Origin of the sequence: Variovorax sp. ZS18.2.2, from assembly GCF_024701975.1 — a bacterium.
In the GTDB taxonomy this organism is placed as follows: domain Bacteria; phylum Pseudomonadota; class Gammaproteobacteria; order Burkholderiales; family Burkholderiaceae_C; genus Variovorax.
The window spans coordinates 1823309-1846047 of sequence record NZ_JANLNM010000001.1 but is presented as its reverse complement, the minus strand read 5'-3'; the positions used below and the strand labels follow the sequence as shown (position 1 = coordinate 1846047).

At 66.8% G+C, this 22739-nt stretch carries 23 protein-coding genes; 18 read left to right on the top strand and 5 right to left on the bottom strand.

Annotated elements, in window-relative coordinates; genetic code table 11:
• Positions 1 to 7 precede the first annotated feature (7 nt).
• From NU688_RS08650 to NU688_RS08610, 9 genes are all read left to right on the top strand, one after another.
• Positions 8 to 583, top strand: coding sequence for an alpha/beta hydrolase (locus tag NU688_RS08650; protein WP_257860123.1), 576 nt, complete (start codon positions 8 to 10; stop codon positions 581 to 583).
• Positions 580 to 1596: a sulfate ABC transporter substrate-binding protein gene (locus tag NU688_RS08645; RefSeq protein ID WP_257860122.1), complete on the top strand. Its 1017-nt coding sequence runs from the start codon at positions 580 to 582 to the stop codon at positions 1594 to 1596. The genes NU688_RS08650 and NU688_RS08645 overlap by 4 nt, the downstream gene beginning before the upstream one ends.
• Entirely contained in the window at positions 1597 to 2484 is an 888-nt protein-coding gene (gene cysT / locus NU688_RS08640) for a sulfate ABC transporter permease subunit CysT (RefSeq protein ID WP_257860121.1), read from the top strand.
• A gap of 1 nt (position 2485) precedes the next feature.
• On the top strand, positions 2486 to 3388 hold the full coding sequence (gene cysW / locus NU688_RS08635; protein WP_257860120.1) for a sulfate ABC transporter permease subunit CysW: 903 nt from the start codon (positions 2486 to 2488) through the stop codon (positions 3386 to 3388).
• 22 nt (positions 3389 to 3410) lie between these two features.
• The gene (locus NU688_RS08630) at positions 3411 to 4508 is read left to right on the top strand and encodes a sulfate/molybdate ABC transporter ATP-binding protein (protein WP_257860119.1); all 1098 of its coding nucleotides are present in this window, start codon (positions 3411 to 3413) and stop codon (positions 4506 to 4508) included.
• Positions 4505 to 5008 carry a disulfide bond formation protein B gene (locus NU688_RS08625; protein WP_257860118.1) on the top strand — a complete coding sequence of 168 codons (504 nt, stop codon included), beginning with the start codon at positions 4505 to 4507 and terminating at the stop codon, positions 5006 to 5008. Before NU688_RS08630 ends, NU688_RS08625 begins: the two co-directional genes overlap by 4 nt.
• A 199-nt stretch (positions 5009 to 5207) precedes the next feature.
• Positions 5208 to 6374, top strand: coding sequence for a macrolide transporter subunit MacA (gene macA / locus NU688_RS08620; RefSeq protein WP_257860117.1), 1167 nt, complete (start codon positions 5208 to 5210; stop codon positions 6372 to 6374).
• Entirely contained in the window at positions 6371 to 8353 is a 1983-nt protein-coding gene (macB, locus tag NU688_RS08615; RefSeq protein ID WP_257860116.1) for a macrolide ABC transporter ATP-binding protein/permease MacB, read from the top strand. The genes macA and macB overlap by 4 nt, the downstream gene beginning before the upstream one ends.
• Positions 8310 to 9737 (top strand): efflux transporter outer membrane subunit, encoded by a 1428-nt coding sequence (locus tag NU688_RS08610; protein WP_374684626.1) that lies wholly within the window; start codon positions 8310 to 8312, stop codon positions 9735 to 9737. Before macB ends, NU688_RS08610 begins: the two co-directional genes overlap by 44 nt.
• On the opposite strand, the gene NU688_RS08605 is transcribed toward NU688_RS08610, so the two are convergent.
• Genes NU688_RS08605 through NU688_RS08590 form a run of 4 tightly spaced genes read right to left on the bottom strand, consistent with a single transcriptional unit; the run spans position 9728 to position 13162 of the window.
• The gene (locus NU688_RS08605; protein ID WP_257860114.1) at positions 9728 to 10504 is read right to left on the bottom strand and encodes a glycosyltransferase family 2 protein; all 777 of its coding nucleotides are present in this window, start codon (positions 10502 to 10504) and stop codon (positions 9728 to 9730) included. The genes NU688_RS08610 and NU688_RS08605 overlap by 10 nt on opposite strands.
• Positions 10471 to 11271, bottom strand: a complete 801-nt coding sequence (locus NU688_RS08600; RefSeq protein WP_257860113.1) for a lysophospholipid acyltransferase family protein — start codon at positions 11269 to 11271, stop codon at positions 10471 to 10473. Before NU688_RS08600 ends, NU688_RS08605 begins: the two co-directional genes overlap by 34 nt.
• 41 nt (positions 11272 to 11312) lie before the next feature.
• The gene (locus NU688_RS08595; protein WP_257860545.1) at positions 11313 to 12371 is read right to left on the bottom strand and encodes a hypothetical protein; all 1059 of its coding nucleotides are present in this window, start codon (positions 12369 to 12371) and stop codon (positions 11313 to 11315) included.
• A 2-nt stretch (positions 12372 to 12373) separates the two neighbouring features.
• The gene (locus NU688_RS08590; RefSeq protein WP_257860112.1) at positions 12374 to 13162 is read right to left on the bottom strand and encodes a class I SAM-dependent methyltransferase; all 789 of its coding nucleotides are present in this window, start codon (positions 13160 to 13162) and stop codon (positions 12374 to 12376) included.
• Between the two features lie 117 nt (positions 13163 to 13279).
• On the opposite strand from NU688_RS08590, the gene NU688_RS08585 reads away from it, so the two are divergent.
• Genes NU688_RS08585 through rng form a run of 9 tightly spaced genes read left to right on the top strand, consistent with a single transcriptional unit; the run spans position 13280 to position 20853 of the window.
• Positions 13280 to 14005: a YebC/PmpR family DNA-binding transcriptional regulator gene (locus tag NU688_RS08585; protein ID WP_206173565.1), complete on the top strand. Its 726-nt coding sequence runs from the start codon at positions 13280 to 13282 to the stop codon at positions 14003 to 14005.
• A gap of 37 nt (positions 14006 to 14042) precedes the next feature.
• Complete coding sequence (purD, locus tag NU688_RS08580) at positions 14043 to 15341, top strand: phosphoribosylamine--glycine ligase (RefSeq protein WP_257860111.1); 1299 nt, start codon at positions 14043 to 14045, stop codon at positions 15339 to 15341.
• The gene (hemF, locus tag NU688_RS08575) at positions 15341 to 16258 is read left to right on the top strand and encodes an oxygen-dependent coproporphyrinogen oxidase (protein WP_257860110.1); all 918 of its coding nucleotides are present in this window, start codon (positions 15341 to 15343) and stop codon (positions 16256 to 16258) included. The genes purD and hemF overlap by 1 nt, the downstream gene beginning before the upstream one ends.
• On the top strand, positions 16255 to 16884 hold the full coding sequence (nadD, locus tag NU688_RS08570) for a nicotinate (nicotinamide) nucleotide adenylyltransferase (protein WP_257860109.1): 630 nt from the start codon (positions 16255 to 16257) through the stop codon (positions 16882 to 16884). Before hemF ends, nadD begins: the two co-directional genes overlap by 4 nt.
• A complete protein-coding gene (rsfS, locus tag NU688_RS08565) occupies positions 16884 to 17573 on the top strand; it encodes a ribosome silencing factor (protein WP_257860108.1) in 690 nt (229 codons plus the stop codon). The genes nadD and rsfS overlap by 1 nt, the downstream gene beginning before the upstream one ends.
• Entirely contained in the window at positions 17570 to 18037 is a 468-nt protein-coding gene (rlmH, locus tag NU688_RS08560; protein WP_042579728.1) for a 23S rRNA (pseudouridine(1915)-N(3))-methyltransferase RlmH, read from the top strand. The genes rsfS and rlmH overlap by 4 nt, the downstream gene beginning before the upstream one ends.
• Positions 18034 to 18714, top strand: coding sequence for a phytanoyl-CoA dioxygenase family protein (locus tag NU688_RS08555; RefSeq protein ID WP_257860107.1), 681 nt, complete (start codon positions 18034 to 18036; stop codon positions 18712 to 18714). Before rlmH ends, NU688_RS08555 begins: the two co-directional genes overlap by 4 nt.
• A gap of 2 nt (positions 18715 to 18716) precedes the next feature.
• Entirely contained in the window at positions 18717 to 19319 is a 603-nt protein-coding gene (locus tag NU688_RS08550) for a nucleoside triphosphate pyrophosphatase (RefSeq protein WP_257860106.1), read from the top strand.
• A gap of 7 nt (positions 19320 to 19326) precedes the next feature.
• On the top strand, positions 19327 to 20853 hold the full coding sequence (gene rng / locus NU688_RS08545) for a ribonuclease G (protein WP_257860105.1): 1527 nt from the start codon (positions 19327 to 19329) through the stop codon (positions 20851 to 20853).
• Between the two features lie 9 nt (positions 20854 to 20862).
• On the opposite strand, the gene msbA is transcribed toward rng, so the two are convergent.
• Entirely contained in the window at positions 20863 to 22647 is a 1785-nt protein-coding gene (msbA, locus tag NU688_RS08540) for a lipid A export permease/ATP-binding protein MsbA (protein ID WP_257860104.1), read from the bottom strand.
• Positions 22648 to 22739: the final 92 nt, after the last annotated feature.

The window sequence follows — 22739 nt, the reverse complement described above, 5'->3', positions numbered from 1 at the left end:
TTCGCAGATGCAAACGCGCGTCGTCATCGTCCCTGGTTGGCGCGATTCCGGGCCCGGCCATTGGCAGAGCCTGTGGGAAGAGCGCATTCCGGGCGCCGCGCGGGTGGTGCAGGACGACTGGGCCTCGCCCAAGCGCGACGCCTGGGTGCCCGCGCTCGCCAGGCTGGTGCTCGAGACGCCCGGCCCGGTGGTGATCGCAGCCCACAGCCTGGGCTGCATCGCCACGGCGCACCTGCCGCCCGAAGCCGCCGCCCGCATCCAGGGCGCACTGCTGGTGGCCCCGGCCGACCCCGAGCGCCGCGCCGTGCTCTCCGACTTCGCGCCCGTGCCCTACGCGACGCTGCCGTACCGCAGCATCGTGGTGGCCAGCAGCAACGACCCCTACTGCCCGATCCGCCTAGCAGGTGCATATTCGCGGGCCTGGGGCAGCGAGTTCGTGCGCATGCAGAATGCGGGCCACATCAACATCGATTCGGGGCATGGAGACTGGCCGCTCGGCCTGGCCTTGCTGCAATCGTTGACCGACGAGCCCGCTGCCTGGTCGGCGGGCCGTGATTTTTCAGAAACCTTGGCAACCACATGACTTCCAGAATCAAGACCTTCGTCGCCGTGCTCGCGCTGGCGTCCTCCGCACTCGCCGGCAGCAGCGCCTTCGCCCAAGGCACCACGCTGCTGAACGCCTCGTACGACGTGGCCCGCGAGTTCTACAAGGACTACAACGCAGCCTTCGTGGCGAACTACAAGAAGGCCACGGGCAAGGACGTGAAGGTCGACCAGTCGCACGGCGGCTCCAGCGCACAGGCGCGTTCGGTGGCCGACGGCCTCGACGCCGATGTGGTGACCATGAACACCTCGACCGACATCGACTTCCTCGCCAACGCCGGCGTGGTCGCGAAGGACTGGACCAAGAAATTCCCCGACAACGCATCGCCGACCACCTCGACCATGCTGTTCCTCGTGCGCAACGGCAACCCCAAGGGCATCAAGGACTGGGACGACCTGGTCAAGCCCGGCATCCAGGTCGTGATCGTCAACCCCAAGACCGGTGGCAACGGCCGCTATGCCTACCTCGCCGCCTGGGGCTACATCAAGAAGAAGGGCGGCACCGATGCGCAGGCCGCCGAATTCGTGGGCAAGCTCTTCAAGAACACGCCGGTGCTGGCACGCGGCGGCCGCGACGCCACCACCGCCTTCCTGCAACGCAACATCGGCGATGCGCTGATCACCTTCGAATCGGAAGTGGTCTCCATCGACCGCGAATTCGGCACCGGCAAGGTCGATGCGGTCTACCCGTCGATCAGCATCGTGGCCGAGAACCCGGTCGCCGTGGTCGAGCGCACCGTCGCCAAGAAGGGCACGGGCGAGCTCGCCAAGGCCTACCTCGACTGGCTCTATTCCGAAGAAGCGCAGGAAATCGCCGCCAAGCACGCGCTGCGTCCGCGCTCGCAGACCGTGCTCAAGAAGTACGCCGCAACCTTCAAGCCGCTGCAGCTCTTCACGGTGCAGGAACTGTTCGGCAGCCTCGGCGAAGCGCAGAAGGTGCACTTCAACGACGGCGGTCAGTTCGACAAGCTGTACACCCCTGGCGCAAAGTAAATGAGCGGCGCAGTTTCTTCGGCGCTCCCGTCCGCGGGAGCGCCGCTTTCGCGTGCGAACCGGGCGAGTGGCTCCAGGCGGGTGCTGCCGGGCTTTCACATCACGCTCGGCTTCTCCATTCTTTATCTGAGCCTGATCGTGCTGATCCCGCTGTCGGCACTGGTCTTCAAGACCTTCACGCTGACCTGGGAGCAGTTCTGGGTGGCCGTGACCGCACCGCGCGTGATGGCCTCGTACCGGCTGACCTTCGGCGCCTCGCTGCTCGCGGCGCTGGTGAACGCGGTGTTCGGCCTGCTGGTGGCGTGGGTGCTGGTGCGCTACAAGTTTCCGGGCAAGCGCATCGTCGACGCGCTGGTCGATCTGCCGTTCGCGCTGCCCACGGCCGTGGCCGGCATCTCGCTCACGGCACTGCTCGCGGGCAACGGCTGGATCGGGCAACTGCTCGAGCCGCACGGCATCAAGCTGGCTTTCACGCCGGCGGGCATCGTGATTGCGCTGATCTTCATTGGGCTGCCGTTCGTGGTGCGCACGGTGCAGCCGGTGCTGGAAGACGCCGAGAAGGAACTCGAAGAAGCCGCCACTTCGCTCGGTGCGACGCGGTTGCAGACCTTCACGAAGGTGATCCTGCCTTCCATCGGTCCTGCGCTGCTCACCGGCTTTGCCATGGCCTTCGCGCGCGCCATCGGCGAGTACGGCTCGGTGATCTTCATCGCCGGCAACATGCCGATGATCTCGGAGATCACGCCGCTCATCATCATCGGCAAGCTGGAGCAGTACGACTACGCGGGCGCCACCGCAGTCGCGCTGGTGATGCTGGTCATTTCGTTCCTGCTGCTGCTGGTCATCAACGGCCTGCAAGCCTGGCAACGCCGCCGCGCGGGGGCCTGACATGAGCGCACCTTCCAAAGTCATTCGCCGCGCACAGGCCGGCACCACCGAAGCGCCCTGGGTGCGCTGGACGCTGATCGGTATCGCGCTCGCGTTCATGTTCCTGTTCCTCGTGCTGCCGCTGGCGGCCGTGGCTGCAGAAGCGCTGCGCAAGGGAGTCTCGGCCTACTTCGAAGCGCTGAAGGAGCCCGATGCCTGGAGCGCCATCCGTCTCACGCTGATCACGGCCGCCATCACGGTGCCGATGAACCTCGTGTTCGGCGTGGCCGCGGCCTGGGCCGTCGCCAAGTTCGAATTCCGCGGCAAGGCCTTTCTCACCACGCTGATCGACCTGCCGTTCGCGGTGTCGCCGGTGGTGGCGGGCCTGATCTACGTGCTGGTGTTCGGCGCACAGGGCTGGCTCGGCCCGTGGTTGTCCGAGCACGACATCAAGATCATCTTCGCCGTGCCCGGCATCGTGCTGGCGACCGTGTTCGTGACCTTTCCGTTCATCGCGCGCGAACTGATTCCGCTGATGCAGGCGCAGGGCACCGACGAGGAGCAGGCCGCCATCGTGCTCGGTGCGACCGGCTGGCAGACCTTCTGGCGCGTGACGCTGCCCAACATCAAGTGGGGTTTGCTGTACGGCGTGATCCTGTGCAACGCGCGCGCCATGGGTGAGTTCGGCGCGGTGTCGGTGGTGTCGGGCCACATCCGCGGCCAGACCAACACCATGCCGCTGCATGTGGAAGTGCTCTACAACGAATACCAGTCGGTGGCCGCCTTCGCCGTGGCCTCGCTGCTGGCGATCCTGGCGCTGGTCACGCTGGTGATCAAGTCGGTGATCGAGTGGCGCCATGAGCGCGAGATGAAGGCCATCGCCGAGCTGCCCCCCGAGCGCCCGCCGGAAGCCACGGCGGCCTGAGAGAGAAAGAACAGAGAAGATCATGAGCATCGAAATCCGCAACATCAGCAAGCAGTTCGGCGACTTCCGCGCGCTGCGCAACGTGAACCTCGACGTGGAGTCGGGCGAGCTCGTCGCGCTGCTCGGCCCTTCGGGCTGCGGCAAGACCACGCTGCTGCGCATCATCGCGGGGCTGGAGACGGCCGACACCGGCAGCATCCTGTTCTCGGGCGAGGACACCACCGACGTGCATGTGCGCGAACGCCAGGTGGGCTTCGTGTTCCAGCACTACGCGCTGTTCCGCCACATGACCGTGTTCGAGAACGTCGCCTTCGGCCTGCGCGTGAAGCCACGCAAGGAGCGCCCGAGCGACGCGCAGATCAAGGCCAAGGTGACCGACCTGCTCAAGCTGGTGCAGCTTGACTGGCTGGCCGACCGCTACCCGTCGCAGCTCTCGGGCGGCCAGCGCCAGCGCATCGCGCTCGCCCGTGCGCTCGCGGTGGAACCCAAGGTGCTGCTGCTCGACGAGCCCTTCGGCGCGCTCGACGCCAAGGTGCGCAAGGAACTGCGCCGCTGGCTGCGCAGGCTGCACGACGAGCTGCACGTCACCTCGATCTTCGTCACGCACGACCAGGAAGAAGCGCTCGAAGTGGCCGACCGCGTGGTGGTCATCAACAAGGGCCAGATCGAACAGGTCGGCTCGCCGCAGGACGTGTGGGACAAGCCCGCGAGCCCTTTCGTCTACGGGTTCCTGGGCGACGTGAACCTGTTCCACGGCCGCGCCGACAACGGCCAGGTGCAACTGGATGGCATGCGCCTGGATTCGCCCGAGCACAGCGGCGCCCGCGACGCCAAGGCCATGGCCTACGTTCGCCCACATGACCTGGATGTGACACGCTACGTGTCGGGCGCTGCCGGCATCGTCGCCACGCTGTCGCGCGCGATCGTGGTCGGACCCATCGCGCGGCTGGAACTTGAGCCCACCGAATCGAATCCAGATAATCCGGGCTCCGGAACCATCATCGAGGCGCAACTCCCTGCGCAACAGTTCCGCGACCTGGGCTTGAAGGAAGGCGACACCGTCGTCGCCAATCCGCGCAAGGCCAGGGTGTTCGTAGAAGAAGATTGGGTGTCTCCTTGATCGATTGGTACTTCGGCGCGCCGCGCCGCGCGCTCGGGCTGATCTGCCTGGCCTGTGTCCTCATGCTGGCCTTCGGGCTGTATCTGCAGCACGTGGTGGGGCTCGAACCCTGTCCCATGTGCATCGTGCAGCGGTATGCGCTGGTGCTGGTGGCCATCTTTACGGGGCTGGCCGCCATCTTCCGCAGCCGCCCGTTGCAGGTGACGGGCGGAGTGCTGGCGCTGGTGTCGGCGGTGGGCGGCGCCTACACGGCGGCCTCGCAGAGCTGGCTGCAGTGGTATCCGCCCGAAGTCGTGTCCTGCGGGCGCGACCTGTACGGGATGATCGAGACCTTCCCGCTCAAGCGGGCGTTGCCGCTGATCTTCCGTGGCGGCGGCGACTGCTCCAAGGTCGACTGGTCGCTGTTCGGCCTGACGCTGGCGAACTGGTCGTTCGTCGCGTTCGTGGTTCTCTCGCTGCTGCTGATCACGCTGCTCCTGCGCCGCCGCACCGCGCGCTGAACTCTTCTTTGCATCCGAAACGGCGTGGCTCGCTGCCCTGAAAGGGGCGGCGAGCCACGCCGTTTTTCATGCCGCTCCAACGGCAACAATGGCATGAAGTAGCCCTTCGAGGGAACTCCCTCTTTAGCTGGCCTTCAGAAAGCGGGGCTAGGATCGATTCGCTCCTTTTCCGCAGCGTGTTCCACTTTCACCTCATTGCATGCCTAACACCCCCCCGCGACGATCGCGCAAAGTCCTTCTCGGTATTGCAGCCCTCGTCGTCCTGGCCGTCATCGCCTTCTTCTGGCTGAGCCCGGCCAAGAAAACCGAATACCTCACCGCCACCGTGCAGCGCACCGACCTCGAGAACGCGGTGCTTGCCACCGGCGTGCTGCAGGCGCTCAGGCAGGTGGAGGTGGGTGCCCAGGTCAGCGGCCAGCTCAAGTCGCTGAAGGTGGTGCTGGGGCAGACGGTGAAGAAGGGCGACTGGCTCGCCGAGATCGACCCCGTCATCTCGCAGAACACCTTTGCGCAGGAGCAGGCCAAGCTCGACAACTTGCAGGCGCAGAAGCTCGCGAAGGAAGTGCGGATCAAGCAGGCCCAGCTCACCTGGACCCGGCAGCAGGAAATGCTCGCGCAGGACGCGGCCGCGAAGCAGGACATGGAAAGCGCCGACGCCGAACTGCGCGCGCTGCGTGCCGATGGCATCTCGCTGGAAGCGCAGATTCGCCAGCAGCGGCTGGCCCTGGCCTCCGCGCAGACCAACCTCTCGTACACCCGCATCGTCGCGCCCATCGACGGCGACGTGGTCTCCATCAGCACGCTCGAAGGCCAGACCGTGGTGGCGGCCTTCCAGGTGCCCACGCTGATGAAGCTGGCCGACCTGTCGACCATGACGGTGAAGGCGCAGGTCTCCGAGGCCGACGTGGTGCGCGTGAAGCCGGGGCAGCCGGTGTACTTCACCATCCTCGGCGACCCCGACAAGCGCTACTACGGCACGCTGCGCGCGGTGCAGCCGTCGCCCGAGAAGATCAACAACGCGGTGTTCTTCAATGCGCTGTTCGATGTGCCCAACCCCGACCGCACGCTGCGCGTCGACATGACGGCGCAGGTGGCCATCATGCTCGGCGAGGCCAAGCAGGCGCTGACCGTGCCGCTCACCGCGCTCGGCGCGCGCGACAAGGACGGCCGCCAGGAGGTGCGCGTGCTCAAGCCCGACCAGAGCGTGGAAAAGCGCCAGGTGCGCGTGGGCATCAGCAACAACTTTCAGGCGCAGGTGCTCGAGGGGCTGAAAGACGGCGACACCGTCATCACGGGCGATGCCTCGGCGCTCGACCCGGCAAGCAGCGGCGAAGGCGGCGGCAACAACAGAGGAAAGCGCCAGTGACCGAGCCGCTGCTGAAGCTGCGAGGCATCGGCCGCAGCTTTCCCTCGGGCGAGCAGGAAGTGCAGGTGCTGAAAGATGTCGACCTGGACATCGGCAACGGGGAAATGCTGGCCATCGTCGGCGCCTCGGGCTCGGGCAAGTCGACGCTGATGAACATCCTCGGCTGCCTCGACCGGCCGAGCACCGGCACCTACACCGTCTCGGGCCAGGACGTGGGCACGCTCGACAGCGATGCGCTCGCCCAACTGCGGCGCGAGCACTTCGGCTTCATCTTCCAGCGCTACCACCTGATGCAGCACCTGACGGCCACCGGCAACGTCGAGGTGCCCGCGGTGTATGCCGGCACCGAAGGTGCCGCGCGCGATGCGCGGGCACGGCAGCTGCTCGCGCGCCTGGGCCTCGAAGACCGCACCGAGCACCGGCCGAGCCAGCTCTCGGGCGGCCAGCAACAGCGGGTGAGCATTGCGCGTGCGCTGATGAACGGCGGCCAGGTCATCCTGGCCGACGAGCCGACCGGCGCGCTCGACAGCAAGAGTGGCCAAGAGGTCATCGGCATCCTGCGGGAACTGCATGTGCAGGGGCACACGATCATCATCGTGACGCACGACATGCAGGTGGCGAGCTGCACCGAACGCATCATCGAGATCGCCGACGGCGTGATCGTGGGCGACCGGCCCAATGTGCCGACCGTCGCGGCGCCTTCGCAGGCGGTCGGCGCCGATGCGTCGACACCCCCCGCAATGACCAGGCCCAAGCTCGGCATTGCGCGCTTCAGCACCGGCTGGGCCCGCTTCGCCGAAGCCTTCCGCATGGCCTGGCGCTCGATGATGGCGCACCGGATGCGCACGGCGCTCACCATGCTGGGCATCGTCATCGGCATCACCTCGGTGGTGTCGATCGTGGCCATCGGGGAGGGCGCCAAGCGCTTCGTGCTGTCGGACATCCGCGCCATCGGCACCAACACGCTCGACGTCTACCCGGGCCGCGATTTCGGCGATGACAAGGCCGCGAGCATCCGCACGCTGACGCCGCCCGACCTGCAGGCCATCGCCGCGCAGCCCTATGTGCACAGCGTGACGCCCGCCACCATGCGGAGCCTGCGCCTGCGCTACCGCAGCGCCGACGTCAACGGCAACGTGAACGGCGTGAGCGACGCTTTCTTTCGCGTGCGCGACATCCAGATGGCGAGCGGCGCGGCCTTCACCGCCGAGGACGTGCGCCACCAGTCGCAGGTGGTGGTGATCGACCAGAACACGCGGCGCAAGCTCTTTCCCGATGGCACCGGGCCGGTCGGCAAGGTGATCCTGGTGGGCAACCTGCCGTGCACCGTGATCGGCGTGGCGCAGGAAAAGAAGAGCGTGTTCGGCGAGAACAAGTCGCTCAACATCTGGCTGCCCTACAGCACCGGTGCGAGCCGCCTCTTCGGGCAGCAGCACTTCGACGGCATCACCGTGCGCATCCGCGACGACCAGCCGACCAAGGCGGCCGAGGACAGCATCGTGCGGCTGCTCACGATGCGCCATGGCGCCAAGGATTTCTTCACCTTCAACATGGACAGCATCGTGAAGACGGCCGAACGCACGAGCCAGTCGCTCACGCTGCTGCTGTCGCTGATTGCGGTGATCTCGCTGGTGGTGGGCGGCATCGGGGTGATGAACATCATGCTGGTGTCGGTGACCGAGCGCACCCGCGAGATCGGCATTCGCATGGCCGTGGGCGCGCGGCAGAGCGACGTGCTGCAGCAGTTTTTGACCGAGGCGGTGCTCGTGTGCCTCGTGGGTGGGTTCATCGGCGTGGTGCTGTCGTACGGCATCAGCTTTCTGTTTTCGTTGTTCGTGACGCAATGGCAAATGATCTTTTCGATGGGGGCCGTGGTGTCGGCATTTCTTTGCGCGTCGCTGATCGGCGTGCTGTTCGGCTACCTGCCAGCGCGCAATGCGGCGCGGCTCGACCCGATCGAGGCTTTGGCCCGTGAGTAGCGCGCGTCTGGCCCTGGGTTCGCTCGCCGTGGCGATGGCGCTGGGCGGCTGCACGCTGTTCCAGCCCGAGCGGCGCGAGCAGCGGCCGCTCGAAGTGCCACAGGCGTGGCAGCAACCGCAGCCCGGCACGCCGAGTGCGGCCGCGGCGTTCCCGGCCCGATGGTGGAGCGCATTCAACGATCCACAGCTCGATGCGCTGATCGACGATGCATTGCGCACCAACAACAACCTCGCCGCGGCCGGCATTCGCGTGCAGCGCGCGCAGTTGCAGGCGGGGCTCGCGAACACCAATCTCACGCCCAGCGTGGTGGGGCAGGCCAGTACCGGTCGCAGCTATGACCTCAAGCGCGGCGGCGTGGCCGGGTCGAGTTCAACGTCGCTGGTGACGCTGAGCTACGAGCTCGACCTGTGGGGCCGGCTGGCGGCGCAGCGCAATGCGGCCGACTGGGAGCTGAAAGCCACCGAGTCGGACCGGCAGGCCACGGCGCTCTCGCTGGCGGGCACCACCGCGGGGCTCTACTGGCAAGTGGGCTACCTGAACCAGCGGATCGCGCTGAGCGAAGCGGGCATGGAGGACGCACGTCGCATCCTCGCGTTGGTGCGTGCCAAGTACAAGGCAGGCGCCGTGTCGGGGCTCGACGTTGCGCAAGCCGGCCAGAACCTCGCGAGCCAGGAAGCGGCGCACACGCAACTGCTGCAACAGCGCGTCGAGGCGCGCAATGCGCTGGCGATCCTGTTCGACCGGCCACCGGAAACCGCGGCGCAGGAGCCGTCGCAGCTGCCCAACATCGATCTGCCCGCGATCGACGCCGGCCTGCCCGCGAGCCTGCTGGGCCGTCGGCCTGATCTCCGTGCCGCCGAGCAGCGCCTGCGCGGCGCGCTGGCGAATGTCGATGCGACGCGGACCAGCTTCTATCCGACGCTGAGCCTGACCGGCTCGCTCGGCACGACGAGCACTGCGCTGGGTGAGCTGCTGGAGAACCCGGTCGCCACGCTCGGCGCCGGGCTGGCGTTGCCTTTTCTTCAATGGAACACGGCGCGTTTGACCGTGGCCGTGTCGCAGACGCAGTACGAGGAAGCCGTGCTCGGCTTCCGCCAGTCGCTCTACACGGCGCTGTCGGAGGTGGAGAACTCCTTGTCATCGCGAACGCAGTTGCGCGACGAAAGCGAAAAGCTGGTCGTGGCGCTGCAGCAGGCGCAACGCGCGGAGACCTTGTCCGAAGTGCGCTACCGCGCCGGTGCAACCGCGTTGCAGCCCGTGCTCGATGCCAAAGACAGGCGTCGTTCGGCGGAGGTTTCGCTGGCGCTCAACCGCATGAACCAGCTCAACGCGACGATGACGCTCTACAAGGCGCTGGGCGGGGCGGCGGCCGGTCAGTCCTGAAAGGGCGGCGCCCCGCGTAGCTTGCGGAAAATCAACGCGGGCAGCCGCAAGACGAACTCGACCATCAACCGGGCGTGCATCCAGGTCAGCAGCACGTTGTCGCGCCCGTACCGAAAGTGTGAAACCCCGCCTTCCTCGGCCGTCAGGTACTTCACCGGCGCATCGATGTTCACGGGCTTGACGCCGCGCCAGGCGAGGCGCACGACCGCTTCGGTATCGAAGTCGAAGCGACGCATCCATGGCTGGCGCGCCATCACCGCGATCAGGTCGGCGACCGGGTACACGCGAAAGCCGTAGAGCGAATCACCGATCCCCGCGAACAGCGTCTCTAGCTGCGTCCACCCGTTCGACACTCGCCGTCCGCGCACCCGCAACAGCGGCGCGCTGGCGTCGAACACGGGGCGGCCGAGCACCATCGTCTCGGGCCGGGCGAGCGAGGCCTGCATGAAGGAGGGGATCAGGTCCGCGGGATGCTGCCCATCGGAATCCATCGTGAGGGCATGCGTGAACCCGGCGTCCTTCGCCATGCGCAACCCGTGCAGCACGGCCGCGCCCTTGCCCTGGTTCTGCGGGAGCACCCACACGCGCAAGCCCGGATCGCCGGCCGCCATCTGCTGCAGGCGCTCGCCCGTGCCGTCGTCGCTGCCGTCTACGACCACCCACACCGGGTTCCATTGCGCCCGCGCGCCCTCGACGGTCGAGAACAGGCGTTCGCCCGCGTTGTAGCTGGGGATCAGGACAAGGTGGGTGCGCGAGGCGTCTGGCATTCGGGGGACGCGTCGGTTGCGCGCTGCTCCATGTTTTGGCGGAAGTATTGTTCCAGGTCGGCCTGCAGGATGTCGCTGTCGGACGTCGGCGAAAAGCGCTGGCCCAGCCGCAGGGTGAAGACGATCGGCAGCGGCGGCACGCGCCACAGCGGCCAGCCCTTGCTGAGGTAAGGCGAATCGGTGTCGATGAACACCGTCTGGATCGGCGCCTGCGCCAGCTTGGCGATCAGCGTCACGCCGGGACGGAACGCATTGAGCGGCGGCGTCACCGTACGCGTGCCCTCGGGAAAGATCACCAGCTGGCCGCCGCTGCGCAGGTCGTCCACCGCCAGCCGCACCATCATGCGCGCCGATTCGTTGCTGATGTAGCGCGCGAGCCGGGCACCCGCGCCGAGGAAGATGTTGCGCAGCAGGTCGGCCTTCATGATGCAGGCGCTGCGCGGCAGGCGTGCCACCAGCAGCAGCGCATCAAGCATCGTCGGATGGTTGGCCACGAAGATCACGCCGGGCTCGTTGCGCATCGGGTCGAGGCAGGTGGCGTCGATGCGCATCATGCCGGTCACCGAGGCGAGCCACCAGAACATGCGGTAGGCGAAGGCGATCGTCGTCCGGCCCAGCGTGCGCGCGGGCCCCACCGGCATCACCGGATAGAGCAGCATCGCGACGAAGTTCCAGACCAGGGAGATCAGGCCGAGGAACAGCAGCAGCGCGTAGAGCATCAGCGCGAGCGGGATCGCCCAGAGAATGCGCAGCACGCGGGTCATCATGGCGGAAGGAATGGTCGGCCCCGGTCGGTCGCGCGAGCCGCTCAGGCCCGCAGCCGGCCGGCTGCATCCGCTTGCAGCCGGCCGGCCGCGACCGTGTGGGCCTCGATCTCGACCAGCAGATCGCTGCGGCAGATGTCGGCTTCCAGGTAGACCGCATGACGCACCATCGGGGCGTCGGCACCGAGCGCGCTTTCGATCACGCCGCGCACCGCGTCGGTGTCAGACGGGTGGCGCACGTACACCACGCAATCCAGCCCGGCCAGCGAGAAGGTCGCGGTGACGCGCTCGTTGGCGGCGGCGATCACGGCGCCCAGGTTGCGCAGCGTTTCGCGCGCCTGCTCCTGCACGTCGCCGTGGTGCTGTGTCTCGTGCCCGACGATGCTCGCGGTGCCGGAGATGAAGAGCGCGATGTGGCCGTCGCCGATGTCCGAGAGCGCGGCGCGCGAGAAGGTCGGCGAGCGCGGCCCGTAGGTTTCGGGATAGCGGTAGGCCGAGACCTGCCGCGGGTTCTCGACCGGCAGCGGTGCCGCCTGGCCCGCAAGGAAACGGATCGACAGCATGCCCTGGTGGATGCCCAGCGCGCACGCGGCCGGCGCGCCCTCAAACGCGGCGCGCCCGGCTTCGAAGAAGGCCTCCTGCCGGCCGAGATTGAATTGGCGATAGCGCTCGAGCCCGCCGCCGTCGGCGTTGATCTGCGGCAGGTAGTTCCAGATGCGCTGCAGGTGCGGCGTGCCGGCCTGCTCGAGCGTCTTGAAGAGATCGCGGTAGGCGCGGTGCGCGAGTTCGGCGAGGCCCTGCTTCTCGGCGGCTTCATCGAGGTCGATGGCGCCCAGCAGCCAGTGGCCGTCGGTGCGCCAGCGCGCGATGCCGGTGGTGCCCGACTCGATGTGCGTGCCCGTCACATGCCATACGTCGGCCATGGCGCCGTGCGACGACAGCACGCGCGCATTGACGGTCGGCATCCATGCCACGCTGTGCGGCGTGCCGTAGCCCAGCGCGGCGAAGGGCGCCTTGCCGTTCGCGGCCAGCGCCAGGCTGTTCGCCAGCGAAAGGCGCTCGACACGCAGATGGGAAGAAGAGATGTCGTCCTGAACTCGCACTGTCAAGCGGCCTCGGCGGTCTGTTCTGGTTTGCGGGCGGTGTAGGAAGAAAAGACGCCCAGGCTCGGGTGGCGGCACACCTCGGTAAAGCCCGCATCGCCCAGGGCCTGCATCACCCGCTCGGGCGGAATGCAGGCTTCGATGGTGTCCCAGTAGTAGCGCCACAGTTCGGAGGTGTTGCGCTGGCGGCCGACCACGCGGGCGATCAGCGGCACCACGGCGCGCATGTAGCCCTTGAGCAGCGCCGTCGCGATGCGGCCTTCGGGCTTGGTGATTTCGAGCACGATCACGCGCCCGCCCGGCCGCAGCACGCGGTGGAATTCGCTGAAGGCGGCGGCCACGTCGCTGATGTGGCGCATCGCGTAGCCCATGCTCACGAAATCGGCGCTGGCATCGGGGCGGGGAATTGCTTCGGCCACGCCTTCCAGCAGTTCGACGCCGGGCAGCTTGACCTGTTCCATCATGCCGGCGCTGGGGTCAACGCCGGTGAGTTTCCCCGTGGGGCCGATGATCTTGAGTGCCTCGCGCGCCACGAGGCCGGTGCCGATGCCCACGTCGAGCACCTGTGCGCCGGCGACGAGGCCGGCTTGCTGCAGTGCAGCGCGACGGTACGAAGGGCCGGTGCCGAATGCCAGGACCGCCTCGATGCGGTCGTAGTCCGCCGCGGTGCTGTCGAAGATGCGGCGAAGAAATGCCTGGTGCTCTACCTCATTGTTGTAATACAGCGGAAGGGGCGCGTGAGGCGCGAGGGTGTCGGGATTCCCGGTTCCGACGGTAGGCGATGGCGTCATCGAAAGATTATCGCCAAAAGCCCCGGTCCGAATTCCGGGGCGCCGGCGGGCGTTGTGTGCGCCGGACAGTAAACTCGCACCTTGCTTTGAAAACACAAGACAGCGAGATAGAAAGCCATGGCCGGACACAGCAAATGGGCGAACATTCAGCACCGGAAGGGCCGCCAGGACGAGAAGCGCGGCAAGCTCTGGACCCGCGCCATCCGTGAAATCACCGTGGCCGCCCGCGCCGGCGGCGGCGACCTGAGCGCCAACCCGCGGCTGCGGCTGGCGGTCGAAAAAGCCAAGGCGGTCAACCTGCCGATCGACACGGTCAAGCGCAACATCGACAAGGCCACCGGCAACCTCGAAGGCGTCAACTACGAGGAAATTCGTTACGAGGGGTACGGCATCGGCGGCGCGGCGATCATCGTCGACACCATGACCGACAACCGCGTGCGCACCGTGGCCGAAGTGCGCCACGCCTTCTCCAAGCACGGCGGCAACATGGGCACCGAAGGCTCGGTGGCCTTCCAGTTCAAGCACTGCGGCCAGATCATCTTCGCGCCCGGCACCAATGAAGACAAGGTGATGGAAGTGGCGCTCGAAGCGGGTGCCGAAGATGTCGTCACCGATGACGACGGCGCCATCGAGGTGATCACCGCCGTCGGCGATTTCGAAGCCGTGAAAAACGCGCTCGAAGCCGCCGGCCTTGCACCCGACGCCGCCGAGGTCACCATGCGCGCCGAAAACCCGATCGAGGTCGCGGGCGAAGATGCCGCCAAGATGCAGAAGTTGCTCGACGTGCTGGAGGACCTGGACGACGTGCAGGCCGTCTATCACAACGCATCGCTCTCCGAATGAAGCACATTGATCCACAGCGAATGAAGAAGGCCCACGAATGAAGGTACTGGTTATTGGTGGAGGGGGCCGTGAACACGCCTTGGCATGGCGACTGGCACAGGCCAACCGTGTCAGCCGCGTGTACGTGGCGCCGGGCAACGGCGGCACCGTGAGCGACGAGCGCTACGACTGCATCGACATCACTGAGCCCGCCGCGCTGCGCGAGTGGGCCATCAAGGAAAAGATCTCGCTGACCGTGGTCGGCCCCGAGGCGCCGCTCGCCGCGGGCGTGGTCGATGAATTCCGCGCGCACGGGCTGCGCATCTTCGGCCCGACGCAGGCAGCCGCGCAGCTGGAGAGCTCCAAGGCGTTCTCCAAGGCGTTCATGAAGCGCCACAAGATCCCGACGGCTGAATACGAGGCCTTCACCGATGCTGCGGCAGCGCATGCCTACATCGATGCCAAGGGTGCACCGATCGTCGTCAAGGCCGATGGCCTGGCGGCCGGCAAAGGCGTGGTCGTGGCCATGACCGCCGAAGAAGCGCACGAAGCCGTCGACTTCATGCTGGTCGACAACAAGTTCGGCGTGTCTCACAACGACGGCGGCGCGCGCGTGGTCATCGAGGAATTCCTGCAGGGCGAAGAAGCCAGCTTCATCGTGCTGTGCGACGGCAAGAACGTCACCGCGCTCGCCACCAGCCAGGACCACAAGCGCCTGCTCGACGGCGACGAAGGCCCCAACACCGGCGGCATGGGCGCGTATTCGCCCGCACCAGTGGTCACGGCCGAGGTGCATGCGCGCGCGATGCGCGAGATCATCCTGCCGACCATCCGCGGCATGGAAAAGGACGGCATCCCGTACACCGGCTTCCTCTACGCCGGCTTGATGATCGACGCGGCTGGTCACCCCAAGACGCTCGAATTCAACTGCCGCATGGGCGACCCCGAAACGCAGCCGATCATGATGCGGCTCAAGTCCGACCTGTTCGAAGTGTTCTGGCATGCCACCGATGGCACGCTGGACCAGGTCGAGTTGCAATGGGACCGCCGCGTTGCGCTTGGCGTGGTGATGGCGGCGCACGGCTACCCGCTCTCGCCGCGCAAGGGCGACCGCATCACCGGCATTCCGCCCGAGGCGCCCGATGCCGTGGTGTTCCACGCCGGCACGACGATGCAGGACGGCGAACTCAAGACCAGCGGCGGTCGCGTGCTCTGCGTGACCGTCCTGGCCGACAGCGTGAAGCTCGCGCAGCAGCGGGCTTACGAAGTCTCGGCGCGCGTGCGTTTCGACGGCGCGCAATATCGCAAGGACATCGGATTCCGCGCAGTGCATGCGCGCAACACCCCCCAAGCCTGATGCAGCAGACGAACCCCGCGGCAGTCGGCAGCTACCTGCGCGGACTGCAGCAGTCGATCATCGCGGCGGTCGAGAAGGCCGACGGCGGCACTTGCCTGCACGATGCCTGGCACAAGGCGCCGGGCGAGCAGCTGCAGGGCAATGGCCTCACCTGCATCCTCGAAGGCGGGGCGCTGTTCGAGCGCGCGGGCTGTGGCTTCTCGCAGGTGCGCGGGTCCAGGCTGCCGCCTTCGGCGACGCAGAACCGGCCGGAACTCGCGGGGGCGCCTTTCGAGGCGATGGGCGTCTCGCTGGTGTTCCATCCACGCAATCCGTACGTGCCGATCGTCCACATGAATGTGCGGATGCTGGCGGCTCTGCCCGAGGGTGGCGAGCCCGTCTGCTGGTTCGGCGGCGGCATGGACCTGACGCCGTGCTACGGCTTCGAGGAGGACGCGGTGCACTTCCACACCGTGTGCCGCGATGCGCTGGCGCCCTTCGGCGACGACAAGTACCCGCGCTTCAAGACCTGGTGCGACGAATATTTCTTCCTCAAGCACCGCAACGAGCAGCGCGGCATTGGCGGCATCTTCTTCGATGACTTTGCCGAGGGCGGTTTCGAGAACAGTTTCTCGCTGATCCGATCGGTCGGCGATGCCTTCTTGCCGGCTTACCTGCCCCTGGTCGAACGTCGCCGCCACACGCATTACGACGAGCGCGAGCGCGAGTTCCAGCTGTACCGGCGCGGCCGCTACGTCGAGTTCAACCTCGTGTGGGACCGCGGCACGCATTTCGGACTGCAGTCGGGGGGGCGCACCGAATCGATCCTGCTGTCGATGCCACCGCTCGCAAGCTGGGCCTATCGCCAGCAGCCCGAACCCGGCAGTCCCGAAGCCGCGCTGTACAGCGACTTCCTCCCGCGGCGCGACTGGTTGTGAATTCTTCCGGCAAGGCCCCGCGCATCGGCGTCTTCGGCGGCGCTTTCGATCCGCCGCACAACGCCCACGTTGCGCTGGCCGAAGCCGCATTGGCGCAACTCGACCTGGCCGAGCTTCATGTCATTCCGACAGGGCAGGCGTGGCACAAGAGCCGCACGCTCACCTCGAAGGAAGACCGCCTCGCGATGACGCGGCTGGCCTTCGGCGACTTGAAGGGCAAGGTCGTCATCGACAGCCGCGAAGTATTGCGCGACGGCCCGACCTACACGCTGGACACCCTGCACGAGTTGCAGAAAGAGCAGCCCGGCGCTCAACTGGTTTTGATCATGGGCGCCGACCAGGCGAGCGCGTTGCCGAGCTGGCACGGCTGGCAGGCTATACTCGGCATTGCTATAGTTTCTGTAGCGTATCGCGCACTATCGACGGGCGGCACTGCCCGTTTTGATCCGAACATGCTGCCCAACCTTCCGGCTGGCGCGCGTTTCGAGGCGCTAGAACTGCCTGCCATGGACACCAGCGCCACCGAGATTCGGCGGCGCGCTGCACTGGGCGTGGACATTTCCTCGCTGGTTCCGCCCACGGTTGCACGCTATATTGACCAACACCACCTCTACCGCTCTGCCTGATGACCACTGAAGCCGCCGCCAAGAAAGACACCCAGAAACTCCAGCGAGCCATCATCGATGGACTCGAAGACGTCAAGGCGCAGGACATCCAGGTATTCGACACAGAGCATCTCTCGCCGCTGTTCGAGCGTGTGATCATTGCGTCGGGCACTTCGAACCGCCAGACCAAGGCGCTCGCCGCCAGCGTGCGCGACGCGGTGCGCGAGGCCGGCTTCGGCAAGCCGCGCATCGAGGGCGAGGACAACGGCGAGTGGATCATCGTGGACTGCGGCGCGGCCGTCGCGCACATCATGCAGCCCGCCATCCGCCAGTACTACCACCTCGAAGAGATCTGGGGCGACAAGCCGGTGCGCGCCAAGCTCGGCGGTGCCAAGCCTGCCGCCAGCACCTCGTCGAGCACGGAAGACGTGGGCGAGAAGAAGAAAAAGCCCGCCGCCAAGGAGCCATCGCTGCGCCGTGCGAGCGCCGCCAAGACAGCGGTCAAGGCTGCCGAGCAGGAAGCCAGGGAAGAGAAGGCTCGCAGGTCGCCTGCAAGAAAGACGGCCGCCAGGAAGGCGCCCGCCAAGAAGACCTCGGCCACCGCGCGCACGCCTGTCAAGGTGATCGGCAAGCCCGCCGCGAAGAAGACTGCGGCCAGGCCAGCAGCAAAGAAGGCGCCTGCCAAGAAGGCGCCAGCCCGCCGCGCATGAAGCTGCTGGTGGTCGCCGTCGGGCAGCGCATGCCCGATTGGGCGCAGACTGCCTGGGACGACTACGCCAAGCGCTTCCCGCCCGAGCTCAAGCTCGAGTTGCGCGCCGTCAAGACCGAACCCCGCGGCTCCAAGTCATTGGAGACGCTCTACGCCGCCGAACGCGAACGCATCGAAGGCGCCATTGCCCGCGGCATGCGGATCGTCGCACTCGACGAGCGTGGCACCGCACTCACCACGAAGGCACTCGCGGCGCGCCTGCAGGCCTGGCAGGGCGAGGGCGATGATGTGGCCCTTGTCATCGGCGGCCCCGATGGTCTCGACCCCGCCTTCAAGGCTGCAGCGCACGAACGCATCCGCCTCTCGGACCTGACCCTGCCGCATGCGATGGCGCGGGTGCTGCTGGTCGAGCAGCTGTACCGGGCGTGGTCGGTCAACGCGGGCCATCCGTACCACCGGGAATGACCGGGCCCGTCGCCTTGCTCGATGAGGCGGGCTACCGGCTGCTGCCTGCGCTGCTGCAGGCCGGGCACCTGGACGAGGTTGCGGAATCGCTGGAGCCGTGGCTGCAAGGCGCAGTCGGCAGCCGCAACCTGCTGACGCAGCCGCAGTGCCGAAACATGGCAGCGCAACTCAAGGCGCGGCTCGTCGAAGCCGACTTGTTGAACCCCGCATCGGTGGCCGTGCAATGCACCCTGTTCGACAAGACCGCCGATAGGAACTGGCTGGTCGCGCTGCACCAGGACACATCCATTCCCGTATCGGCGAGTCCGCCCGACGCGGCGCTGCCTGTTTCCATCAAGGAAGGCGAGCCCTATGTCCAGCCGCCGGTTGACGTCCTGGAATCGTTGCTCGCCGTGCGCGTGCATCTGGACGATTGCGGCGTCGACGCGGGACCCTTGCGCGTGGTGCCAGGCAGTCATCGTGCGGGCCGGCTCGGTGATGCGGAGGCGCGAGCCTTGCGCGATCTTCATGGCGAAGTGACGTGTACCGCCGCGCGCGGCGATGCCCTCGCCATGCGCCCGTTGCTGCTGCACGCTTCTTCTCGCGCCCGGACGCCCGTCCGTCGGCGCGTCCTTCACTTTCTGTTTGGACCCGCGCGCTTGCCGCATGGACTGGTCTGGAACTTCACGGAGCCTTGAACTTGCCCGACTTCATCTACCTCGCATCGCAAAGCCCGCGTCGCGCCCAACTGCTCGGCCAGCTCGGGGTTCGCCACGAGTTGCTGCTGGCCACGCCTGACGAAGACGCCGAATCGCTCGAAGTAGTGCTACCCAACGAGTCGCCGACGGCTTATGTGCAACGCGTGACCGCCCTCAAGCTCGATGCAGCCGTCGCGCGACGCAAGCGCCTCGGCCTCGCCGACGCACCCGTGCTCTGCGCAGACACCACGGTCGCGCTCGGCCGCACCATCCTCGGCAAACCCGAAGACGCGCGCGATGCGGAGCGCATGCTCGCGCTGCTGTCCGGCAGCACCCACCGCGTGCTGACCGCCGTCGCGCTGCAGCACGGCCGACGCCGCCATGCGGCGCTCAGCGTGTCGCGCGTGCGCTTCGCCGCGATCACGAAGAAGCAGATCGCCAGCTATGCCGCCAGCGGCGAGCCGCTGGGCAAGGCCGGCGCCTATGCGATCCAAGGAGCCGCGGCTGCTTTCATCGAGCACATCAGCGGGTCCTATTCGGGCATCATGGGACTCCCGATGTTCGAGACCGCGCAGCTGCTTCGCAGCGCCGGTTTCAAAACCTAAGAATTCCATGCAAGACATCCTGATCAACTGGTCCCCGCAAGAGACCCGTGTGGCGCTGGTCGAGCACGGCGCGGTGCAAGAACTGCACGTCGAACGCACGCTGGAGCGCGGGCTGGTCGGCAACATCTACCTGGGCAAGGTTTCGCGCGTGCTGCCGGGCATGCAGTCGGCGTTCATCGACATCGGCCTGGAGCGCACGGCCTTCCTGCATGTGGCCGACATCGTCGCGCCGTTCACGCCGGGCTCGCGGCCTAGCGCGCCGGCGCCCGAGCGCGACCACCGCAATGGCGGCCCGATGGTGCCGATCGAGAAGCAGGTGTTCGAAGGGCAGTCGCTGCTGGTGCAGGTGATCAAGGACCCGATCGGCACCAAGGGCGCGCGGCTGTCGACGCAGATCAGCATTGCCGGACGGCTGCTGGTGTTCCTGCCACAGGACAACCACATCGGCGTGTCGCAGAAGATTCCTTCGGAGCAGCGCGAGTCGCTGCGCACGCGCATGCTGACGCTGATCGAGGCGGCTGCGGCGGCCGAGAGCGGCGGCGTGGTGCCGGCCAACACCGGCGGCTTCATCCTGCGCACCAACGGCGAAGACTCGTCCGATGCCGAACTGGCCGAAGACATCGGCTACCTGCGCAAGACCTGGTCGCGCATCCGCGATGCGTCGAGCAAGCTGCCCGCGATGTCGCTGCTGCACCAGGACCTGAGCCTGCTGCAGCGCGTGCTGCGCGACATGACCAGCGAAGACACGCAGACCATCCGCATCGACTCGCGCGAACAGTTCGAAGTGCTGCTGAAGTTCGGCCTCGAATTCATGCCGCAGGCGGCTGGCAAGCTGCAGCATTACAAGGGCGAGCGGCCGATCTTCGACCTGTATTCGGTGGATGAGGAAATTGCCAAGGCGCTGGGCCGGCGCGTGGAGCTCAAGTCGGGCGGCTACCTTGTGGTCGACCAGACCGAGGCGTTGACCACGGTGGATGTGAACACCGGTGGCTTTGTCGGCGCGCGCAATTTCGATGACACGATCTTCAAGACGAATCTCGAAGCGGCGCAGGCAATTGCACGGCAACTGCGGCTGCGCAACCTGGGTGGAATCATCATCGTCGACTTCATCGACATGGGGCGCGACGACCACCGCGAGCAGGTGCTGGCCGAGTTCCGCAAGCAACTGGCGCGGGACCGTGTCAAGACCACGGCCGGCGGCTTCTCGCAGCTCGGTCTGGTCGAGATGACGCGCAAGCGCACGCGCGAATCGCTGGCCCACATGCTGTGCGAACCGTGCGCCGCCTGCGGCGGGCAGGGCATCGTGAAGACGGCGCGCAGCGTGGCTTATGACGTGATGCGGGAGATCCTGCGCGAGGCGCGGCAATTCACGCCGCGCGAGTTCCGCATCGTTTCGTCGCCGCAGGTGATCGAGCTCTTCCTCGACGAGGAAAGCCAGCACCTGGCGGGGTTGAGCGACTTCATCGGCAAGCCGATTTCGCTGCAGTCCGAGCCCGCCATCGGGCAGGGCCAGTACGACATCGTGCTGCTCTGAGCGAGCGGCTCAGAGCGTCGGGTCTTGCCCCGGCGTGGCGCTGCGCACCGCCAGCGTCTGCAAACGCGCATAGAGCCCATCGAGCACCATCAACTGCGCATGGCTGCCTTGCTCGGCAATGCGGCCTTGCTCCATCACGATGATGCGGTCTGCATGCTGGATGGTCGAGAGCCGGTGGGCCACGATCAGCGTGGTGCGGTTCTGCATCAGGCGTTGCAGGGCATCCTGCACCAGCCGTTCCGATTCGGTGTCGAGCGCCGAGGTGGCCTCGTCGAGCAGCAGCACGGGCGCGTTCTTGTAGAGCGCACGCGCGATGGCGAGACGCTGGCGCTGGCCGCCAGAGAGTTGCGTGGCGTTGTGGCCCAGCACCGTGTCCATGCCCTGCGGCAGGTTGTCGACGTGGGCGCTCAGGTTGGCGGCGACCAGGCATTCGTTGACGCGCTCGCGGTCGATCTCCGCGCCCAGTGCCACATTGGCCGCCAGCGTGTCGTTGAGCATGACCACGTCCTGGCTCACCATCGCGAACTGCGCGCGCAGGCTCTTCAACTGCCACTCGCTGGTGTCGTGGCCATCGAGCAGCACCTGCCCGCCGCTGGGCTGCACGAAGCGCGGCAGCAGGTTGACCAGCGTGGTCTTGCCCGATCCCGAAGGCCCGACGAAAGCCACCACCTGGCCAGGTTGGATGATCAGGCTCACGCCGTCGAGCGCGCGCTGTTCGTCGTCGCCGCGGTAGCTGACCTGCACGTTGCGCAGTTCGATATGACCATCGGCATGCGCGAGCTCGAAGCTGCCTTGCGATTCGGGCGCGACCTCATCGACCAGGATCAGGCCGCGTTCGAGCGCGGCGAGCCCGCGTGTGATCGGGCCGGCCACTTCGGCCAGGCGCCGGATCGGTGCGATCAGCATCAGCATGGCCGTGATGTAAGCGACGAATCCACCCACGGTAAAGCCCTGCTTGCCGCTTTGCCAGAGCGCGATCATCACCACGATCGACAGCGCGAGCGAAGCCATCATCTGCGTGAGCGGCGTAGTGGCAGCCTGTGCGATGGTGGACTTCACGGCCAGGCGGTTCAGGCGCTGGCTCAGTTGCTCGAAGCGGCGCTCCTGCGCCTGCTCGGCGCCGTGCAGGCGGACGACGCGGTGGGCCAGCACGTTCTCCTCGACCACGTAGGCCAGCTCGTCGGTCGCCTGCTGGCCCTGCTGGGTGAGCTTGTAAAGGCGCTTGGAGAACACCTTCATGATCCAGGAGATGCTCGGCACCAGGAAGGCGACGATCAGCGTCAGCTTCCAGTTCAGGTAGACCAGGTAGCCCAGCAGCGCGATCAGCGTGAAGCCGTCGCGCGAGAGCCCGAGCAGCGCCTGCACCAGCAGCATCGCGCCGGTCTGCACTTCGTACACCACCGTGTTCGACAGAGCGCTCGCCGATTGGCGCGTGAAGAGGGCAAGCTCGGCGCCGAGCAGGCGTTCGAACAGCACCCGGCGCAGCTTCTGCATGCCTTCGTTGGCGATGCGCGACAGGGCATATTGAGAGATGAATTGCGCGATGCCGCGCACGGCGAACAGCGCCAGCACAGCGGCGGGCACGAACCACAGCGGCATCTCGCCGCGGGTGAAGCCGCGGTCGAGCAACGGCTTCAGAAGAGCGGCCATCAGCGGCTCGGTGATCGCCGCCAGCATGGCCCCTGAGAGGCCCACGGCCCACCATTTGCGCGAGCTGCCGAACCAGGTCATCAGGCGCGCCAGACGGCGCATCAGGGGAGGGCGCGCGGTCTCGCTGCCAGGGGATGCTTGCATGGCGGCGGATTCTACGGGTCACCCCGAGGCTGGCTTTTCGCAAGAGTCGTGTAGGACCGCACCGACGGATAAACGTTTTGTGACGGGGACAC

Coding starts and splice junctions, on each gene's coding strand:
- NU688_RS08650 (WP_257860123.1), top strand. CDS start 8: ATGCAAACGCGCGTCGTCATCGTCCCTGGTTGGCGCGATTCCGGGCCC.
- NU688_RS08645 (WP_257860122.1), top strand. CDS start 580: ATGACTTCCAGAATCAAGACCTTCGTCGCCGTGCTCGCGCTGGCGTCC.
- cysT (WP_257860121.1), top strand. CDS start 1,597: ATGAGCGGCGCAGTTTCTTCGGCGCTCCCGTCCGCGGGAGCGCCGCTT.
- cysW (WP_257860120.1), top strand. CDS start 2,486: ATGAGCGCACCTTCCAAAGTCATTCGCCGCGCACAGGCCGGCACCACC.
- NU688_RS08630 (WP_257860119.1), top strand. CDS start 3,411: ATGAGCATCGAAATCCGCAACATCAGCAAGCAGTTCGGCGACTTCCGC.
- macA (WP_257860117.1), top strand. CDS start 5,208: ATGCCTAACACCCCCCCGCGACGATCGCGCAAAGTCCTTCTCGGTATT.
- NU688_RS08610 (WP_374684626.1), top strand. CDS start 8,310: ATGCGGCGCGGCTCGACCCGATCGAGGCTTTGGCCCGTGAGTAGCGCG.
- NU688_RS08605 (WP_257860114.1), bottom strand. CDS start 10,504: ATGCCAGACGCCTCGCGCACCCACCTTGTCCTGATCCCCAGCTACAAC.
- NU688_RS08600 (WP_257860113.1), bottom strand. CDS start 11,271: ATGATGACCCGCGTGCTGCGCATTCTCTGGGCGATCCCGCTCGCGCTG.
- NU688_RS08590 (WP_257860112.1), bottom strand. CDS start 13,162: ATGACGCCATCGCCTACCGTCGGAACCGGGAATCCCGACACCCTCGCG.
- NU688_RS08585 (WP_206173565.1), top strand. CDS start 13,280: ATGGCCGGACACAGCAAATGGGCGAACATTCAGCACCGGAAGGGCCGC.
- purD (WP_257860111.1), top strand. CDS start 14,043: ATGAAGGTACTGGTTATTGGTGGAGGGGGCCGTGAACACGCCTTGGCA.
- hemF (WP_257860110.1), top strand. CDS start 15,341: ATGCAGCAGACGAACCCCGCGGCAGTCGGCAGCTACCTGCGCGGACTG.
- rsfS (WP_257860108.1), top strand. CDS start 16,884: ATGACCACTGAAGCCGCCGCCAAGAAAGACACCCAGAAACTCCAGCGA.
- rlmH (WP_042579728.1), top strand. CDS start 17,570: ATGAAGCTGCTGGTGGTCGCCGTCGGGCAGCGCATGCCCGATTGGGCG.
- NU688_RS08555 (WP_257860107.1), top strand. CDS start 18,034: ATGACCGGGCCCGTCGCCTTGCTCGATGAGGCGGGCTACCGGCTGCTG.
- rng (WP_257860105.1), top strand. CDS start 19,327: ATGCAAGACATCCTGATCAACTGGTCCCCGCAAGAGACCCGTGTGGCG.
- msbA (WP_257860104.1), bottom strand. CDS start 22,647: ATGCAAGCATCCCCTGGCAGCGAGACCGCGCGCCCTCCCCTGATGCGC.